General features: G+C 66.3%; 24 protein-coding genes and 2 tRNA genes. 16 read left to right on the top strand and 10 right to left on the bottom strand.

The window, feature by feature from the left end; all coding sequences use genetic code 11:
* The 5 genes from exbB to RTU05_RS12715 all read left to right on the top strand — a co-directional run.
* A partial coding sequence (gene exbB / locus RTU05_RS12735; RefSeq protein WP_312598763.1) for a tonB-system energizer ExbB occupies positions 1–751 on the top strand: 751 nt, incomplete at its 5' end.
* Between the two features lie 5 nt (positions 752–756).
* Positions 757–1,191, top strand: a complete 435-nt coding sequence (locus tag RTU05_RS12730) for a biopolymer transporter ExbD (RefSeq protein WP_292021900.1) — start codon at positions 757–759, stop codon at positions 1,189–1,191.
* Positions 1,192–1,205: 14 nt separating this feature from the next.
* The gene (locus tag RTU05_RS12725) at positions 1,206–1,925 is read left to right on the top strand and encodes an energy transducer TonB (protein WP_312598762.1); all 720 of its coding nucleotides are present in this window, start codon (positions 1,206–1,208) and stop codon (positions 1,923–1,925) included.
* A gap of 152 nt (positions 1,926–2,077) precedes the next feature.
* Positions 2,078–2,154: transfer RNA gene (locus RTU05_RS12720), tRNA-His, on the top strand.
* Between the two features lie 97 nt (positions 2,155–2,251).
* On the top strand, positions 2,252–3,238 hold the full coding sequence (locus tag RTU05_RS12715) for an aldo/keto reductase (protein ID WP_312598761.1): 987 nt from the start codon (positions 2,252–2,254) through the stop codon (positions 3,236–3,238).
* 73 nt (positions 3,239–3,311) lie between these two features.
* Here the strand turns inward: RTU05_RS12715 and RTU05_RS12710 are convergent, their stop codons facing one another.
* Complete coding sequence (locus tag RTU05_RS12710) at positions 3,312–3,734, bottom strand: DUF2147 domain-containing protein (protein ID WP_312598760.1); 423 nt, start codon at positions 3,732–3,734, stop codon at positions 3,312–3,314.
* Positions 3,735–4,069: 335 nt separating this feature from the next.
* Positions 4,070–6,400 (bottom strand): NAD-dependent DNA ligase LigA, encoded by a 2,331-nt coding sequence (gene ligA / locus RTU05_RS12705; protein WP_312598759.1) that lies wholly within the window; start codon positions 6,398–6,400, stop codon positions 4,070–4,072.
* A 110-nt stretch (positions 6,401–6,510) separates the two neighbouring features.
* Here ligA and RTU05_RS12700 point away from each other — a divergent pair, with 110 nt between their 5' ends.
* Together RTU05_RS12700 and RTU05_RS12695 are read left to right on the top strand one after the other, a co-directional pair.
* Positions 6,511–7,464 (top strand): M28 family peptidase, encoded by a 954-nt coding sequence (locus RTU05_RS12700; protein ID WP_312598758.1) that lies wholly within the window; start codon positions 6,511–6,513, stop codon positions 7,462–7,464.
* A complete protein-coding gene (locus tag RTU05_RS12695) occupies positions 7,461–7,958 on the top strand; it encodes a hypothetical protein (protein WP_312598757.1) in 498 nt (165 codons plus the stop codon). The genes RTU05_RS12700 and RTU05_RS12695 overlap by 4 nt, the downstream gene beginning before the upstream one ends.
* Here RTU05_RS12695 and RTU05_RS12690 read toward each other — a convergent pair whose 3' ends face one another.
* The gene (locus tag RTU05_RS12690) at positions 7,959–8,141 is read right to left on the bottom strand and encodes a hypothetical protein (RefSeq protein WP_312598756.1); all 183 of its coding nucleotides are present in this window, start codon (positions 8,139–8,141) and stop codon (positions 7,959–7,961) included.
* Between the two features lie 123 nt (positions 8,142–8,264).
* Between RTU05_RS12690 and RTU05_RS12685 the strand changes: the two genes are divergently transcribed.
* Positions 8,265–8,918, top strand: a complete 654-nt coding sequence (locus tag RTU05_RS12685) for a sugar transferase (protein ID WP_312598755.1) — start codon at positions 8,265–8,267, stop codon at positions 8,916–8,918.
* Here the strand turns inward: RTU05_RS12685 and rpiA are convergent.
* Positions 8,915–9,598 carry a ribose-5-phosphate isomerase RpiA gene (gene rpiA / locus RTU05_RS12680; protein WP_312598754.1) on the bottom strand — a complete coding sequence of 228 codons (684 nt, stop codon included), beginning with the start codon at positions 9,596–9,598 and terminating at the stop codon, positions 8,915–8,917. The two genes, RTU05_RS12685 and rpiA, sit on opposite strands and share 4 nt — an antisense overlap.
* A complete protein-coding gene (gene glmU, locus RTU05_RS12675) occupies positions 9,595–10,974 on the bottom strand; it encodes a bifunctional UDP-N-acetylglucosamine diphosphorylase/glucosamine-1-phosphate N-acetyltransferase GlmU (RefSeq protein ID WP_312598753.1) in 1,380 nt (459 codons plus the stop codon). The genes rpiA and glmU overlap by 4 nt, the downstream gene beginning before the upstream one ends.
* A 179-nt stretch (positions 10,975–11,153) precedes the next feature.
* Between glmU and RTU05_RS12670 the strand changes: the two genes are divergently transcribed.
* From RTU05_RS12670 to RTU05_RS12660, 3 genes are all read left to right on the top strand, one after another.
* On the top strand, positions 11,154–11,867 hold the full coding sequence (locus RTU05_RS12670; RefSeq protein ID WP_312598752.1) for an HAD-IA family hydrolase: 714 nt from the start codon (positions 11,154–11,156) through the stop codon (positions 11,865–11,867).
* 99 nt (positions 11,868–11,966) lie between these two features.
* Positions 11,967–13,256: a dicarboxylate/amino acid:cation symporter gene (locus tag RTU05_RS12665; protein ID WP_312598751.1), complete on the top strand. Its 1,290-nt coding sequence runs from the start codon at positions 11,967–11,969 to the stop codon at positions 13,254–13,256.
* 56 nt (positions 13,257–13,312) lie between these two features.
* A tRNA-Val gene (locus RTU05_RS12660) sits at positions 13,313–13,387 on the top strand.
* A 13-nt stretch (positions 13,388–13,400) separates the two neighbouring features.
* Here RTU05_RS12660 and RTU05_RS12655 read toward each other — a convergent pair.
* Positions 13,401–13,541: a hypothetical protein gene (locus RTU05_RS12655; RefSeq protein WP_312598750.1), complete on the bottom strand. Its 141-nt coding sequence runs from the start codon at positions 13,539–13,541 to the stop codon at positions 13,401–13,403.
* Here RTU05_RS12655 and RTU05_RS12650 point away from each other — a divergent pair.
* From RTU05_RS12650 to RTU05_RS12640, 3 genes are read left to right on the top strand one after another with little or no spacing between them, the layout of a single operon-like run.
* Complete coding sequence (locus RTU05_RS12650) at positions 13,540–13,878, top strand: type II toxin-antitoxin system RelE/ParE family toxin (protein WP_312598749.1); 339 nt, start codon at positions 13,540–13,542, stop codon at positions 13,876–13,878. The genes RTU05_RS12655 and RTU05_RS12650 overlap by 2 nt on opposite strands.
* A 42-nt stretch (positions 13,879–13,920) precedes the next feature.
* Entirely contained in the window at positions 13,921–14,244 is a 324-nt protein-coding gene (locus tag RTU05_RS12645) for a helix-turn-helix domain-containing protein (RefSeq protein ID WP_312598748.1), read from the top strand.
* Positions 14,245–14,304: 60 nt separating this feature from the next.
* On the top strand, positions 14,305–14,553 hold the full coding sequence (locus RTU05_RS12640) for a hypothetical protein (protein ID WP_312598747.1): 249 nt from the start codon (positions 14,305–14,307) through the stop codon (positions 14,551–14,553).
* On the opposite strand, the gene RTU05_RS12635 is transcribed toward RTU05_RS12640, so the two are convergent.
* The 3 genes from RTU05_RS12635 to RTU05_RS12625 all read right to left on the bottom strand — a co-directional run bounded on the left by RTU05_RS12635 (position 14,513) and on the right by RTU05_RS12625 (position 15,527).
* Positions 14,513–14,800, bottom strand: a complete 288-nt coding sequence (locus tag RTU05_RS12635) for a hypothetical protein (RefSeq protein WP_312598746.1) — start codon at positions 14,798–14,800, stop codon at positions 14,513–14,515. The genes RTU05_RS12640 and RTU05_RS12635 overlap by 41 nt on opposite strands.
* A 154-nt stretch (positions 14,801–14,954) precedes the next feature.
* Entirely contained in the window at positions 14,955–15,161 is a 207-nt protein-coding gene (locus tag RTU05_RS12630) for a hypothetical protein (RefSeq protein WP_312598745.1), read from the bottom strand.
* A 192-nt stretch (positions 15,162–15,353) separates the two neighbouring features.
* Positions 15,354–15,527 (bottom strand): hypothetical protein, encoded by a 174-nt coding sequence (locus RTU05_RS12625; protein WP_312598744.1) that lies wholly within the window; start codon positions 15,525–15,527, stop codon positions 15,354–15,356.
* A gap of 265 nt (positions 15,528–15,792) precedes the next feature.
* Between RTU05_RS12625 and RTU05_RS12620 the strand changes: the two genes are divergently transcribed.
* Entirely contained in the window at positions 15,793–16,071 is a 279-nt protein-coding gene (locus RTU05_RS12620; RefSeq protein WP_312598743.1) for a hypothetical protein, read from the top strand.
* 56 nt (positions 16,072–16,127) lie between these two features.
* On the opposite strand, the gene RTU05_RS12615 is transcribed toward RTU05_RS12620, so the two are convergent.
* A complete protein-coding gene (locus RTU05_RS12615; protein WP_312598742.1) occupies positions 16,128–16,373 on the bottom strand; it encodes a hypothetical protein in 246 nt (81 codons plus the stop codon).
* Between the two features lie 188 nt (positions 16,374–16,561).
* Here RTU05_RS12615 and RTU05_RS12610 point away from each other — a divergent pair, with 188 nt between their 5' ends.
* Complete coding sequence (locus RTU05_RS12610) at positions 16,562–16,981, top strand: hypothetical protein (RefSeq protein ID WP_312598741.1); 420 nt, start codon at positions 16,562–16,564, stop codon at positions 16,979–16,981.
* The last annotated feature ends 23 nt before the right edge of the window (positions 16,982–17,004 follow it).

Below are 17,004 nucleotides of genomic sequence, written 5' to 3'. Positions count from 1 at the left end.
AGCCCCGGCGACCCCGGCCGATCCCGCGACGGTGAACGAAGCCGTCGGCGGCGGTCACCACGGCGGCGGCATCACCCCGATCTCCATGTTCATGGAAGCCACGGTGGTCGTTAAGGTCGTCATGGCCGGCCTGCTGCTGGCCTCGATCCTGTCCTGGACGCTTCTGCTGATCAAACTGTTCGAGTTCGGTTCGCTGAACCGCAAGACGGACACCTTCCTCGAAAACTTCCGCGGCGCCCGCACCATCGCCGATATGCGCGCCGTCGCCACCCAGGAAGAGTTCGACGGCAACCCGCTGGCCGACATGGCCGCCGCCGCCACCGAGGAAATCGAACTGTCGCGTCAGTCGGGCCTGTCGGTCACCGGCGATCACCTGGACTCGGCCATGGGCCGCGCCACCGCCGCCGTCTCGGCCGTTCAAGCCGGTCTGGCCAAGCGCCTGTCGGGCGGTCAGCAGTTCCTGGCGTCCGTCGGGTCCATCGGGCCGTTCGTCGGTCTGTTCGGCACCGTTTACGGCATCATGAACTCCTTCATCGGCATCGCGGAATCCAACACGACCAACCTGGCCGTCGTTGCTCCGGGTATCGCCGAGGCCCTGCTGGCCACCGGTATCGGCCTGTTCGCCGCTATCCCGGCCGTTGTGTTCTACAACTACTTCAACACCCGCATCGCCGGTTACGGCACGCGCGCCGACGGTTTCGCCGCTGAGCTGCTGAACGGCATCTCGCGTCAGCTCGACAAGGGGGCGTAAGACGGATGGCCGCCAAGATTAAATCGGGCGGCGCTGGCAATGTGGTCGAGGCCAACAGCGATATCAACGTTACGCCTTTCGTTGATATCATGCTGGTCTTGCTCATCATCTTCATGGTGGCGGCTCCGCTAGCTTCCGTGTCGGTGCCCGTCGAGTTGCCAATCGCCGTCGCCAAGGCGGCCCCGAACCCGCCCAAGCCGGTCTATATTTCGATCCAGAACGACGGTGACGTCTATGTGGGCGACTTCAGGACCGACGTCGGCTCCCTCGGTGAAGATCTGCTGAAGCAGATCGGATCGCGGAACCCGGCCGATGAGCGGATCTTCATTCGGGGCGACCAGAACACCCGTTACGGCGACTTCATGCAGGTCATGAATGCGCTGCAGGATAACGGCTTCTACAGCGTTGCACTGGTCGGCGAAGACCAGGCGACGAGCTAGAGCGCGGAGATAGTATGACAGACGTCGAATATCATCGCAGTCGTTACGACGTACCCAAGGCCAAGGGCTTCATGGGGGTTTCCTACCCCGTGCTGATCGTGTGCCTGCTGGTCGTCTCCATCCTGTTCGCCTTGCTGATCTTCTTCCTGCAGCAGTCGAAGTTTAAGCTGAAGGAATTCAACTACGTCGACGAGTCCGTCGAGGTCGAGTTGGTCGAGCCGGTTCCGCCGCCTCCGCCGCCTCCGCCCCCGCCGCCTCCGCCGACGGATCAGCCGCCGCCGCCTAAGCTTCAGGTGCGCGTGCCGGCGCCGGTTCCGAACGTCACGCCTCCTCCGCCGGTGAACATCACGCCGACGAAGAAGGAAGACCGGGTGGAATACACGGGTCCGCCCGTGAACATTCCCGGACCGCCGCCGCCGCCCGCTCCGCCGGCTCCGCCGCGTCCGTCGACGATCACGAACGTCCAATGGGCGCGCCAGCCGCGTCCGACCGCGGACGACTTCCCAGCGCGCGCGCTGGAACGTGAGATCAGCGGATCGGCCACCGTGGAGTGCACCGCGCGCTCCAACGGGTCTCCGGCGAACTGCCAGGTGATCTCGGAAGAGCCCGCCGGCATGGGCTTCGGCCGCGCCGCCATTCGGGTGGTTCAGCGTGGACAACTGTCCCCGCGCACCGTCGATGGCGCCGCCCAGGATGCGACCTTCCGCGTTCGCGTGCCGTTCAACCTCGGTTGAGCCAAGAAGCGATCAAGACGAGACGCCCCGGAGAGCCATCTCCGGGGCGTTTTCCTTTGGCCGGAACCAACGGAAATCTGCTGATGAAATCGCACGAAGTCGCTTGATCGCATCGGTAAGGCCCGGTAGAGAACGCGCCTCGCGATGAGCGGGCCGCCTTAGCTCAGTTGGTTAGAGCGCCGGTTTGTGGAACCGGAGGTCCTCAGTTCAAGCCTGAGAGGCGGTACCATCGCAGAGCGCGGCCGGGCTTGAAGCCAGCCAGCGCAGCGACCATCTCCTGATCATCGGCGCATTGGCCGATCCCCCACATCGACAGGAGAGCGCGAATGAAGATGCGCAAGCTGGGCCCGAACGGACCCGAGGTTTCAGCCATCGGCCTGGGCTGTATGGGCATGAGCGCCTTCTATGGCGGCGCGGACGAGGCCCAGTCGGTGTCTGTCATTCACCGTGCGCTCGATCTGGGGATCACCCTTTTCGATACGGCGGAAATGTATGGGCCGCACACGAACGAGATGCTGGTCGGCAAGGCCCTTAAGGACCGCCGGGACCAGGCGTTCATCGCCACCAAGTTCGGCATCAATTACAACGACGACCGCAGTCGCCTGATGACGGACGGCAGCCCCGCCAACGTCAGGCGCGCCATCGAGGGCAGCCTGCAGCGTCTGGGCGTCGATCACGTCGATCTCTACTATCTGCACCGCGTCGACCCGAACACGCCGATCGAGGAGACGGTCGGGGCGATGGCCGAACTGGTCAGGGAGGGCAAGGTTCGCTTCCTTGGGCTGTCTGAGGCGGCGCCGGACACCCTTCGCAAGGCTCACGCGACTCATCCGATCACGGCCCTTCAAACGGAATATTCTCTGTGGAGCCGTGAACCGGAGGACGAACTGTTCGCCGTGACCCGCGAACTGGGCATCGGCTTCGTGCCCTACAGCCCGCTGGGACGCGGTTTCCTGTCCGGAGACATCAAGTCTGTCGATGATCTGGACGCCGATGACTTCCGACGCAGCAATCCCCGCTTCATGGGCGAGAACTTCCAGAAGAACCTGGATCTGGTCGAGGCGGTCAAGGCCATCGCGGCCGATAGGGGGGTAACCGCCGCCCAACTGGCCCTGGCCTGGGTGTTGGCGCAGGGCGATGATCTGGTCCCCATTCCCGGCACGCGCCGCATCGCGACGTTGGAGCAGAATGCGGGCGCCGTTGACCTCGTGCTGTCGCCGGAAGACCTGGCCCGCATCGACGCCGTCTTCCCCAAGGGCGCGGCCAGCGGACACCGCTATGCCGAGGCGGCGAGGGCAGCCCTGAATCGCTGAGCGCCAGGCGTCTGAAATGCAAAAGGCCCGGTCGGATCGCTCCGGCCGGGCCTTTCATCCGTCTGGCGACGACCTACTGAATGCGAGTCCAAGTCTGGGTCTTGCAAAGCGGGGCGACGATGCAGCCGCGCAGGCGCAGGGTATTGTCGTTGGTCATGGTGATGGTGCCGCGATAGGTGCCGCCGTCGGCCGGATTATAGACCGAGCCGTTGCGCCATTCCGTCGGCCCGCCGGTGAAGCCGGTCAACATGGGCAGGTTGCGCAGGGTGCGGTTCCGCTGGGCGGCGTCGCGGTTGCGCTCATCGCGCGCGTTGGCGTCGTTGCGGATGTGGTCGGACGTCACCAGCGTGCCGCACAGGGCCTGACCGCACCGCGCGATGCGAACCTGCCCGCCATTGGTCGGGGTCTGCCACAGGCCCGTGGGGTCGCTGGCCAGGGCGGGCGTGGCGAGCGAGCCGGTCAGGGCTGCGGCGGCCAGCAGAATCTTGATCTTCATGGGTCGTCTCCTTTGTCGTCAGGCCGCTTGGGGACGGTCCTCTTGAAGAACACGCTGATCCTGATTTCCGTCGAAAACAAGTCGGAAATCGCGGCCGGAAAATGTGAATATGGGCGACGTTACGTCAAGTTTTCAGAGGCTTGGCGGCATGGTCGCGTCGCTGACTCACCTCTCGCCGAGCCGGCGAGGGGTTAGACGCCCAATAAGGCCCGTCCAACGACCGAACGCGCGCGGGGCCTGCGTCCCGATGGATCGGGCGACTGGACGGTGGAGCTTGGCGCGACCGAGGCGCCGCTGTCGCGGCGATACCGAACGGCGTTGGAGCAGCTTAGAGATCACCCGATCAGCGCCAGCCATTCGTCTTCGGTCAGCACCTGAACGCCGTGTTTTTCGGCGTCTTTCAGCTTGGAGCCCGCGCCGGGACCTGCGACGAGGTAGTCGGTCTTCTTTGACACCGATCCCGACACCTTGGCCCCCAGGCTCTCGGCGCGAGCCTTGGCCTCGTCGCGCGTGAAGCGTTCCAGCGCGCCGGTGAAGACCACGGTCTTGCCGGCCACGGCGGTGTCGGACTTGGGCCGTTCGGCGTCGACGATCTGGTTCAGTTCGGCCTCAAGAGCGGCGACGACCTCCAGATTGTGCGGCTCGTGGAAGAAGTGGGCCAGGGCCTCGGCGGCGACGGGGCCGACGCCGGTGACGCCCGCGATCTGGTTCAGCATTTCGGAGGGGCCTTCCTGGCGCGCTACGCGGGCCAGTTCGACCAGGCCCGACCAGTCATCGGTCAGGGTCGCCAACGCGCGTCGGGCCGGGGCGGCCATGCCGGGAAAGGCCTGGGCGATCTTCATGTCCAGGGTGGCTTCTGGCCAGGGATCGGCGGCGGGCGGCGTCGCCTCGGCCATCAGGGCCAGGACGCGCGGCGAGATGGCGTGGGCGCCGGCCAGCGCGCGCCAGGCAGGGGATGGAATGCCCGATGCGGCCTGAAGACAGGCGGCCTTCAGCGCCGACCAGCTTTCGAACGCGCGGGCCAGAACGATGGAGGTCTGTTCGCCGATGTCGCGCACGCCCAGGCCGAACAGGAACCGGTCCAGCGAGATCACGCGCCGGGCCTCGATGCCGGCGACCAGGTTGCGGATGCTGGTCTCGCCGTATCCGTCGTCCCGCTCCAGCTCGGCCAGCCGATCCGCGTCGCGCGCCAGGCGGAAGATGTCGGCGGGCTCCTTGATCCAGCCGCGCGCATGGAAGGCGACCAACTGCTTCTCGCCCAGTCCCTCGATGTCGAAGGCGCGGCGGCCGACGAAATGCTTCAGCCGCTCCACGATCTGGGCGTCGCAGATCAGGCCGCCGGTGCAGCGCCGCTTGACCTCGTCCCCCTCGCGCACCGCTTCCGAACCGCAGACCGGGCAGTGATCGGGGAAGACATAGGGAACGGCGTCGGCCGGTCGCTGATCCAACTGGACGCCCAGGATCTGAGGGATCACGTCGCCGGCGCGTTGCAGGCGCACCGTGTCGCCAATGCGGACATCCAGACGCTGGATTTCATCCTCGTTGTGCAGGGTGGCGTTGCGCACGACCACGCCGCCAACGGTCACCGGATGCAGCCGGGCGACGGGTGTCAGGGAGCCTGTGCGGCCGACCTGGATGTCGATGCCTTCCAGCACCGTGGTCGCCTGCTGGGCCGGGAACTTGTGGGCGACGGCCCAGCGGGGGCTGCGGGCGACGAAGCCCAGGCGGCGCTGCCAGTCCAGCCGGTCGACCTTGTACACTACGCCGTCGATGTCATAGCCCAAGGTCGCGCGGTCCCGTTCCAACTCCCGATAGACGGCGATCAGTCCCTCGGCGCCCTCGACCCGGCGGGAACGGTCGTTGACGGGAAAGCCCCACGCCTCGAGTGCCTGCAGGGCCTCCCACTGGGTCTCGGCGAAGTCGCTGGAGTGTTCGCCCCAGGCGTAGGCGAAGAAGGTCAGGGGGCGCTTGGCCGTGATCTCCGCATTCTTCTGGCGCAGGGACCCGGCGGCGAAGTTGCGGGGATTGGCGTAGGTGCGGCGGCCCTCGGCCTCGGCCGCCGCATTGAAGGCGTCGAAGGCGGCGTTGGGGGCGTAAACCTCGCCGCGCACCTCGATCCGGTCGGGCCAGTCGTCGCCGTCCAGGGTCTGGCGCACCGCCGCAATGGTCTTCAGATTGGCGGTGACGTCCTCGCCGGTGCGGCCGTCGCCGCGCGTGGCGCCGACGCTGAGCGTGCCGTCGATATAGAGCAGGTTGGCGGACAGGCCGTCGATCTTGGGTTCGGCGACGAAGGCGATGGGTTCGTCGGCCGGAAGTTTCAGGAAGCGGGCGATCCGGGCCACGAAATCGCGCACCTCGCCCTCGTCGAAGGCGTTGTCCAGCGACAGCATGGGCACGCCATGGCGCACCTCGGCGAACTGGCTGGAGGCGGCGGCGCCCACCTTGTTCGACGGCGAATCGGGGCGGATCAGATCGGGGAAGGCGGCCTCGATGGCGGCGTTGCGGGCGCGCAGGGCGTCATAGTCCGCATCGGAAATCTCGGGCGCAGCCTCGGCGTAGAGGGCGTCGTGACGCGCCATTTCCGCGGCCAGCCAGGCCAGTTCGTCCGCCGCCGCATCGGGCGTCAGGTCTTCAGCGGCGGGGGGCGAAGGATTCGTCGGGGCCATGGGTGTGCCTTATCATCTGTCGGCGGTCGCGTGCATCGTCGTGACTGCGAACGAACGGCTGACGCGGGGTTCGGCTGCCGCTAGGGTCGGCCTGCCCTTACGGAGTTCGCATGATCCGCCCGACCGCCTGCTTCCTTTTATCGGCCGCCCTGCTGATCGGCGGCTGCACCCCGGTTCCGCCGGCAACCGTCGCCAGCGCGCCGCCGGCGCCCATCGTCAACAGTCCCTTGCTGGAGGATGTGCGTATCCTGTCCGGCGACGACATGCAGGGACGCGACACCGGATCGGCGGGTGGCGAGCGGGCGCGGGCCTATATCGTGTCGCGGCTGGAGGCGATGGGGGTTCAGCCCGCATCCTTCGGTCGGCTTCAACCCTTCGAGGCGCCGGGCCGCACGCGCGAGGGCGTGAAGCGGTTCAGCGGCGTCAACATCGTCGGCCTGATCCCCGGAACGCGCGTGGCGGATCGCTATATCGTGGTGACGGCCCACTACGATCATGTCGGCATGAACGACGGCCAGATCTATCACGGCGCGGACGACAATGCGTCGGGCGTGGCGACGATGCTGGAGTTGGCGCGGCGGCTGAAAGCCGATCCGCCGGAGCACAGCGTGCTGATCGTGGCCCTGGACGGAGAGGAGCGGGGGCTTCTGGGCGCGCGGGAGTTCGTCAAGGCGCCGCCCGTGCCGCTGTCGTCCGTCAGCCTGAACCTGAACTTCGACATGACGGCGCGCGCGGAGACCGATGGACATCTGTGGGTCACGGGCGGCTATCAGCACCCCGATCTCCGCCGCATCCTGGAGCCGACCCCGGCGCAAGGGGCGGTGTCCTTCGCCTTCGGCAAGGACACGCCGCAGGACACGGGCGAGAACAACTGGGTCGAGGCGTCGGATCACGCCGCCTTCCACGCGGCGGGCGTGCCGTTCCTCTACATGGGCGTCGACTATCATCCCGATTACCACCGGCCCAGCGACACCTTCGAGCGGATCGATCCGGCGGTCTTCACCAATGCGACCGACCTGGCCATCGCGGGCTTTCACGCCCTGGACAAGGCGCTGGACCGATGAGGCGTCTGCTCGGGGCGGTCACCGTGCTGGGGCTGCTGGCCGTCGGCCCCTGTGAACGGCGCGAAGACCATGCCCGGCCGCAGAGCAGCAGGGATTCCGTCGTGTTTCGTCACGACCTCACCGGCGATGTGTCGGGCGAGTACCGGCCGACTGAAGCCACTGGACCCGCCGTCGCCTCGCTGTTCATCGGTCAGGCCACGGCGTTCGCGGCCTGGGAGGCCGGGGATCGTCGCGCGCCGCCGCTGATCTTGACGCTGAACGCGCCTGAGGGCGAGGTGCGGGTTCTGCCCGAGACCTATCGCATCACCGATGCATCCGTGCGGATGACCGGCGCGACGCCAGAGGGCCAGGTCGAGCTTGAAGCGCGCATCGACCAGGGCGCGCTGGCGACCGCCCGCCGAAACCTGGGCGACCGGACCGTCGTCATTTCAGGGACTGTGCAGGCCGGCGGCCGGAGATCACCTGTCGCCCTGACGGCCTGGAACGGCGACTGACTAAAGCAGGATGCGGACGATCAGATAGACGCCGCCCGCGATCAGCGCCCAGAGCAGGATGCTGAGCCCCGCCAGCATCGCCACCGTCAGCCGTCCCGACCCACGCGTTTCGACGGCTTGAACGCGGGCGCTTCTCTTACCCGTCGAGGGCGTCTGATCGCCAGGGGTGGACGATGGCTGCATTCGCAACCTATGGTGGTTTGCTTCTATGCCGTCAATACATCCCGCTTTGGCCGCTTCGCCAAAGGTTGCATCAACCACAACCCAGGGCGATGATCGGCATGGGGAAGCGGTTCGATGTCGAGTGTGGAGGCGATATCCGCGCCGCCGGCGGACTGCGGCATCGGCGCGCCCGCTGTCCAATGGCGCGGCGCCGCCGTCATTCGGCGGCTGGATATCGTTCTGGCGGGGGGCGGGCTGCTCGTCTTCGCGCCTCTGATGGTGCTGATCGCCTTGGCGATCTGGACCCAGGGCGGCGGTCCCGTGCTGTTCCGGCAGCCAAGGATCGGGCAGGGCGGGCGTCTGTTCGACTGTCTGAAGTTCCGCACCATGGCGACCGATGCGGAGGCGCGGCTTTCCGGCCTGATCGATGCGGAATGGCGGGCGTCGCGCAAGTTTCGCCACGACGTGCGCGTGACACGGCTCGGCGGCTTCTTGCGCCGCTCCAGCATCGATGAACTGCCCCAGTTGCTCAATGTGCTGGGCGGCCAGATGGCGTTGGTCGGACCCCGGCCGATCGTGATGGACGAGGCGGCGCTGTATGGGCGGCGCTTGGCCGACTACTGCGCCGTGCGCCCCGGATTGACGGGGCTGTGGCAGGTGTCCGGCCGCAATGACGTGCCCTATCGCCGTCGCGTCGCGATGGATGTCTGGCTGGTTCGGAACCTGACGCTCGGCGTCTACTTCGCCATCCTCGCGCGGACCCTGCCCGCCGTGCTGAGCCGACGCGGCGTCTGTTAGGGCAGGCGTTCCTCGAAGCCGTCGTCGGTCCCGATGATGGCCAGATCGGCCAGGTCCAGGAACAGGCCGTGTTCGACCACGCCGGTGATCAGCTTCAGGTCGTCGGCTAGCCTCACCGGGTCGCTGATCGCCTTGCACGCCGCATCATAGATCAGATTGCCGCCATCGGTGCGGACCAGGCCGCGATCCGCCTGACGCACCCGGGCGGGCTGGTTGATGTCGTGGTCGATCAGGACGTCGGCGATGCGGTTTGCCGTGGTCTTGTGACCGAAGGCCACGACCTCGATCGGCAGGGGAAAGGCGCCCAGCACCGGCACCACCTTGGCCGCGTCGGCGATGACGATGCAGCGGCTGGACGCCTCCCACACCAGTTTTTCGCGCAGCAGGGCCGCGCCGCCGCCCTTGATCAGGGCCAGGCCCGGCCCCACCTCGTCGGCGCCGTCCACGGTCAGGTCGATGCGCGGCGTGTCCTCCAGCGTGGACAGCGTCAGGCCCAGTTCACGCGCCAGGTCGGCGGTCTTTTCCGAGGTCGGCACGCAGCGCAGACCGGACAGGTTGCGCGCCGCCAGCGCCTTGACGAACCAGGCGGCGGTGGAGCCGGTGCCCAGGCCCACGATCATCCCCGCCTCGACATGGGCGGCCGCCGCCTCGCCGGCGTTCTTCTTCTGGATATCGCTCATTTGGACGGATCGCTCCTGGACTGGGCGGCCTTGGCGGCCGCCTTCCTGGCCTTGGCCGTCTCGCGGAAGGCGGCGGCGGCGTCGGTCTTGATGGTTTGGCGCGCCCGGCCGAAGGCCAGGGCGTCGGCCGGCACGTCCTCGGTCACGACCGAGCCCGAGGCGATCAGGGCGCCGTCGCCGATGTGGACCGGCGCCACCAGGCTGGAGTTCGAACCCACGAAGGCCCCGGCGCCGATCTCGGTCCGGGCCTTGTTGAAGCCGTCGTAGTTGCAGAAGATCGTCCCGGCGCCGATGTTGGCGCCCGCGCCCACGGCTCCGTCGCCCAGATAGGACAGGTGGTTGGCCTTGGCGCCCTTGGCCATGGCGACGTTCTTCACCTCGACGAAATTGCCGATCTTGACCCCTTCGGCCAGGTCCGCGCCGGGACGCAGGCGGGCGTAGGGGCCGATCTCGGCGCCGGGGCCGACGCGGGCGCCTTCGACATGGCTGAAGCTGCGGATGCGCGCGCCGCCGTCGATCACCGCGCCGGGCCCGAACACCACGAAGGGTTCGATCACGGTTCCGCCGCCGACCCGGGTGTCCCAGGCGAAGTGGACGGTGTCGGGCGCGCTCATGGTCACGCCGGCGGCTTGGAAGGTCTCGCGCTGAACCTGTTGGAACAGGGCCTCGGCCTGGGCCAGTTCGGCCTGGGAGTTGACGCCCATCACCGCGTCCTCGGCGGCGAAGACGGCGCGGGTCGGATGACCGCCCTTGCGCGCCAGCTCGACCACATCGGTCAGATAGTATTCGCCCTTGGCGTTGTCGTTCGTCACATCGGCCAGCAGCGAGAAGAGCAGGGCGGCCGGGGCGGCCATGACGCCGGAGTTGCAGGCGGTGATCGCCAGCACCTCGGCGGACGCCTCCTTGGCCTCGGTGATGGCGGTCAATGTGTCGCCGTCCAGGATCAGCCGGCCATAGGCGCCGGGATCGCGGGCCTCGAAGCCGATCACGGTCACGCCCTCGGCGTTGAACACCGGCGCGATGTCGCCGGCCTTCAGCAGGGGCACGTCGCCATAGGTGACGACCACCTCGCCGTCGAACCCGGCCAGGGCCTGTTCGGCGGCGCGGACGGCGTGGCCGGTGCCCAGCGGCGGGTCCTGAACCGCGATTGCGGCCTCGCCCAGCCGTTTGACGACGTGGGCGCGAACTTCCGGGGAGTGATTTCCGACCACGACCACGATCCGCTCGCAGCCCAGCCCCTCGGCCGCGTCGATGGCGTGATCCAGCATGGCGCGGTGGGCGACGGGATGCAGCACCTTGGGCAGGGGCGACTTCATGCGCGTTCCCTGGCCGGCGGCGAGAATGATGGCGGCGCGAGCGCGCGTCTGGCTGGTCATGAATCGTCCCGAAGGCTAGTCGTCTTTCGCCGTCTACAGCGACCCCGCCGTTCCGTCATCCTCGGGCTTGACCCGAGGATCGGATTTGGCCAGCGCTGGCGCGCCGCCGTTTCGCACGTGCGGGGCGGCGCCCGGTCCTGGGGTCAAGCCCGAGGATGACGAATGGAAAGAGACCGCCCATGACCGATCGCGACCTGGAAGGCTGGACCATCGCCTTCGATCTGGATGGCACGCTGGTCGATTCCGCGCCGGATCTGATCGGAACCCTGAATCGGCTGCTGGTCGAAGAAGGTCTGCCGCCGGTGTCGATGGAGTCCGCCTCCACCCTGATCGGTTCGGGCGCGCGGGCGCTGCTGGTTCATGGGTTCGAGGCGGCGGGCGCGTCGGTCGAGCGGGCGCAGTCGGACGAGCTGTTCGAGCGCTTCCTGGCCGATTACGCCGCCCATATCGCGGACGGCTCACAGCCGTTCGAAGGGGTGGTCGAGACGTTGGAGCGGCTGGCGGCGCGTGGCGCCCTTCTGGTCGTGGCGACCAACAAGCGTTCGGACCTCTCCGAACTGCTGCTGCAGAAGCTGGACCTCGCCCGTCATTTCGCGGCCATCGTCGGCCCCGATCGCGTCAGCGCGCGCAAGCCGTCGGGCGCGCATCTTAAGGAGGCCGTGACACTGGCCGGCGGCGATCCCGACCGGGCGATCATGGTCGGCGACGCCGCCCCCGACGCAGGCGCGGCCAGGGACGCCGGCATGCCTTGCATCCTGGTCACCTTCGGCTTCACCCCGGTTCCGGTCGAGACCCTCGGGGCCGATGTTCTGATCGACGATTTCGAGGATGTGGAGGAGGCCGTGGACGGCCTCTTGTCCGACTTCTACGTCTCGAAAGCGCTGAAATTCTGAAGCCGGGCGTCAGTAAATCTCTCGACGAATGATCGCCGACGCGGTTGCGGATCGCCCTGGCGATGGACAGATTGGCGCACCCCGTCGAAAGTGCCCCTCATGTTCGCTCGCTTCCTGAAAATCCCGCTGTGGCAACGCACCGCCGCCGGCTTCGTCCTGGGCATAATCGCCGGGCTGATCCTGCGGGAGCGGGCCGAGGTCTGGCTGCAACCGATCGGCGACGTCTATCTGAACCTGATCCGCATGGTGGTGGCGCCCTTGGTGCTGTTCACCATCGCAAGCTCCATCGCCAAGCTGGGCGAGGGGGCGGGCGCCGTCCGGCTGGGCGTGCGCACCATCGTCTGGTTCGCGATCACTTCGCTGCTGGCCGTGCTGGTCGGTTTCGCCTTCGGGCACATCATCAATCCGGGCGTCGGCCTGTCGAACCTGCCGCTGGGCGAGGTCAAGGAACGGGTGATCCCGACGCCGCTTGAGGTGCTGATCGGCGTCGTGCCGACCAATCCGTTCGCCGCCCTGGCCGAGGGCAAGGTGCTGCAGATCATCTTCTTCTCCGCCCTGGTCGGCATGGCGCTGGTGGCGCTGGGCGACCGGGCGCAAGGCGCGCGCCGGCTGGTGGACGAGGGCGCGGCCATCATCTTCCGCATCACCCGCTGGGTGATCCAACTGACGCCCATCGGCGTGTTCGGCCTGATCGGCGCGGTGGTCGGCGGCTATGGCTGGGAGGCCCTGCTGCCGCTGTTGAAGTTCATCGCCGCCATCTATGCGGCCTGCCTGTTCCACATCCTGATCGTCTATTCGGGCCTGCTGAAGGTGCATGGGCTGAAGGTGACCAGCTTCTTCCGCGGCGCCTTCGCGGCCCAGCAGACGGCGTTTGCGACATCGTCGTCGCTGGGCACCCTGCCGATCACCCTGCGTCAGACGGTGGAACGTCTGGGCGTGCCCCAGGCCTATGCGGCCTTCGCCGTGCCTCTGGGCGCCAATGTGAAGATGGACGGTTGCGGCGCCATCTATCCGGCCATCGCCTCCATCTTCATCGCCCAGTATTTCAAGATCGACCTGACCCTGACCCAGTATGTCCTGATCGGCATGACGGCGGTGTTGGGGTCGCTGGGCACGGCGGGGGTGCCGGGAACCTCGATCGTCATGCTGACCCTGACCCTGTCGACCGCCGGCCTGCCGCTGGAAGGCATCGGCTATATCGTCGCCATCGACCGGGTCATCGACATGATGCGGACCGCGACGAACGTGACCGGCCAGATGCTGGTGCCGGTGCTGGTGGCCAGGGAAGAGGGCATATTGAACCAGGACATCTACGACGGCCACGTGGCCTGGCTGCCCGGCGACCCGGAAGCCGAGACGCCGGAAACCGTGCGCGCCGCCGGAATCTGAAACGGACGCTTGCGCGCGGCGGGCGACCGGGCTATGTCGCCGCCTCCGCAAGGCATGGATGCGTAGCTCAGCGGGAGAGCACCTCGTTCACACCGAGGGGGTCACAGGTTCAATCCCTGTCGCATCCACCATCCTTTTTCCCCGTCATTGCTGGGTTTGATGCGATCCGATGATTCGGCGCGCCTTGCTTGTTGCCAGAATGGTTTCCAGATTGTGGCGATAGACTACGGCACTGCCGCCCTTTCCGCTTGATGATGATACGGCATTGCCGTATATCTTGCTCATGGAAACGCCGCTGCACACCGTCGCCGAAACCGCCGCCTTCATCGCCTCGGCCGATAAGGCTGGCATGACGGACGCCGAACGCGCCGCCGCCGTCCAGCAAATCGCCGCCGATCCTACGGCCGGAAACCTGATCGTCGGATCGGGCGGCATTCGGAAGGTCCGCGTCGCCGGGCGCGGCAAGGGTAAGTCGGGCGGCTATCGGGTCGCCACCGCTCACCTCAACAGCGAGCGGCCGGTCTATCTGCTGTTCGTGCTTTCCAAGGGCCGGGCGGCAAACTTCACAGCCGAGCAGATCAAGGCCCTCAAGACGATGATGGACAGGCTCCGAGGGGCCTGACCACCACCCCGTAACCGCTCACCGATCACGGAGGATCATGTAATGAGCAAGAGCATCACGCCCCAAGAGACCCGCGACAGCGATTTCGCGGGGATCATGGCTGGCCTCGACGAGGCTGTCGCCCACGCCGAGGGTCGCCCGGAAGGCGCGGGCGTTCGCGTTCACGCCCCCGAATCGGTGGACGTGGCTGCGATCCGCAAGGGCCAGAAGCTGACGCAGGAAGGCTTCGCCAGCGCCTACGGCCTGCCGGTCGCCACCGTGCGCGACTGGGAGCAGCATCGTCGCGAACCTGACACCGGCAGCCGCCTGCTGCTGAAGGTCATCCAGCATGAGCCGGAGGCCGTGCGGCGCGCGCTGGCGGGCTGACACGACCGAACCTGTCGCATTGATCTGCGAACAGGCCATCAATAGCAGCGGAGGGCATCCATGGCCGTCGAGACCGTTCACATCGTCCAGGCTTACGTCCAGGGCAAAGGCCGCGCGCTGAAGGCGGAACAGCCCGTGGGCTGCAAGACCGCCGAGGAAGCCGCGCGGAAGGCCGAGCGCCTGGCTCCGCTGCGGCTGGGGGTGGTCGCCTATTCCGCGTCGGCAGACACGGAGATGGGCGATTACGACGAGAACCCCACTATCCTATTCAAGGCAGGCCAGCTTCCGCCGCCGTGGGCCGACGAGTGATGATTACCTCGCCAGCCGTCTGGCCGCCGCCCTGAATGCTGTAGGTCGTCGCCGCCGCCGCGATGTCGAACCCGGCGAAGACTTCCCTGACCTCAGGGCGGTCGTTCAGCGACAGGACGAATCGTCCCTTGATGCTGGCCAGCTGACCGGCCATCGCCGCGAACTGGTCGCGGCTGAACATATCGGCGCCGTAGTCGCCTTCGCCGCCCCAATACGGCGGGTCGAGATAGAACAGGCTGTTCAGCACCTAAAGACGCGCAACAACGGCGGACTGAACTATCGAGGTCTGGACGTTTGGATCAGCAGCCGGACGCGGATCGGCACCGAGACTGAGGCCGACTTTCTCGCAGAGTGCTGAAACGACGAAAGCCCGCCCTCCGAAGAAAGCGGGCGGGCAGCTGTCACCCTTCTGGAACCTTGGTGTCCACGCAGGTTTCCACCGTCGGACACACCCACTCATAGGTGAACTCACCAGTCGCCTCGCTGTAGCCGGTGGCCATCCAGGTGCAGTCGCAGTTGGGATTGGCCTTTGCGGGCGTAGCGGGGGCCACCGTCACGACCGCCATAACTGCCGCCAATGCGGCGCCTGAAAGAAGCGTTTTGATCATAGTCTTCTCCGAAGGGAGCCAATCTCCCGTTGCTACTGCGTCACGAGATTGCATTCCCAGCAATCTGAAATCGTCATTAACGGCTGCGACATTCTGTCCTTAAGCCGTCCCTGTGGTCGACTATGAAAAGGCCGCCACCCCGAAGGATGACGGCCCATCCGTTTTTGGCCAGCTACCGCTAGGGGCCGGCAGTCACGGACACATGAAATAGTAGTCGTAGTGCGTGTTGTCGTAGTTGGTGGTGTCGCCAAAATTTACGTCAGGGCTGTTGCAGAAGACCTGAGTGTTGCCGACGTTCTGACCGTTCCTCAGATAGGTGATGATCAACCACGGCCGTTCGGCCGCTTCGGCTTGTGTGGGGGCCAATGTCGCTGCGCCGACGGCCGAAGACGTCAACATTGCAGCAGCAAGCGCTAGATGGACAAGGCGTAGCGAGTTCTTCATCACATACTCCATTCCTTCCGAAGCGAAGGTGCCCTTATAGCGGCATCTCAGAGTTGCTCTGTCAACGCAGCAATTCCCCTGTGAAGCTTACAATCATGGTTTATGACACGCCTGTGAGTTGATTTACTTCCGCTCAGGCGCGCTCCTTGGAGAGCACGCGATAGGCGTGCACATGGGAGTAAACACGATGAAAATCCGCGTTAAAGCCATGCTTGTCGGCGCCGCTTTGGTCGCCGCCGCCGGCGTCACCTCGGCCGTCGCCCAGACGGATCTGACCGCCTACCACTACGTCTATTATGCCGACGCGGCGAAGACCGAATACCTCGGTGAAATCTCTGATCGAGGCTGCGGTCGCAGCGGCAGCTACAGCTATGTGCTCCGCGCGAATGTGCCCTCGCCGTACTATGATGCAACGCCGATCTATGTGTGCGGCGGCAACGGGCCGACCCTGCCCGAAAATTGGTGACAGGCGGCCCGCCCTCAAGAGAGGGCGGGCCTTCGTCCCTGGATAAACTCAGACGATCACTCAGGTGGGCATTCATAGGTTTCCGCCGATGCGTAGCAGAACCCATGGTCGTTGAACTTCTGCATGCACGAGCCGTATTGCTTCAGCTGGCAGGCATCCAGATTGGCGGTCATGGCGCTTTCGATGTCAATGATGAGGCTTCGAGACACAGGTGGCGCAGCCTGAGCGCGCTCCGGCGCCACGAATGTCCCGGCGCCGGCGAATGCAGCCATGCCGGCGACAACCATCAGGGTCTTGATCATCATTCAATCCTCCGGGGAGCCAATCTCCCGTTGGGATGGCGTCACACGATTGTGTGGATCGCAATCCACAATCGTGCCTAATAGCTGCGACATTCTGTCAGCGACTCCACAAACTTGGTTCGCTATGCGAGCCTCACACCATGTGCAACCTCTACCGCCAGCGATCCGGCCCGCAGGCCATTATGGACATGGCCGGCGCCATGCGCTCGACGGTCGGCAATCTCGCGCCGGGCGACGTCTATCCCGACTACGCAGCGCCGATCGTTCGAAGCGATGCGAACGGCGTGCGCGAACTGGCTCTGGCGCGCTGGGGCATGCCGTCGTCCAAGAAGATGATCTTCGACAATGCGACGAAGCGCGCCGACAAGCTGCGGGCCAAGGGCGGTGAAGTGGACTTCCAGAAAATCTTAGAGTTTGAGCCCGACAGCGGCACGACCAACGTCCGCAACACCAGCTCCAGCCACTGGCGCCCGCACCTGTCGCCGGCGTCGCGTTGCCTTGTCCCTTTCACAGCCTTCAGCGAGCCGGGCCGAGACGCAGCCGGCAAGTACCGACCGATCTGGTTCAAATTGGCCGTGATCTTCCCCCGAGAAAGTGGACGGGGTTAAGCCGCTCTGCGTTCGGCCTCGGC

The organism is Brevundimonas sp., assembly GCF_032017145.1.
In the GTDB taxonomy this organism is placed as follows: Bacteria; Pseudomonadota; Alphaproteobacteria; order Caulobacterales; family Caulobacteraceae; genus Brevundimonas.
The sequence above is the reverse complement of the archived record's forward strand: the minus strand, read 5'-3'. Positions and strand labels throughout refer to the sequence as shown.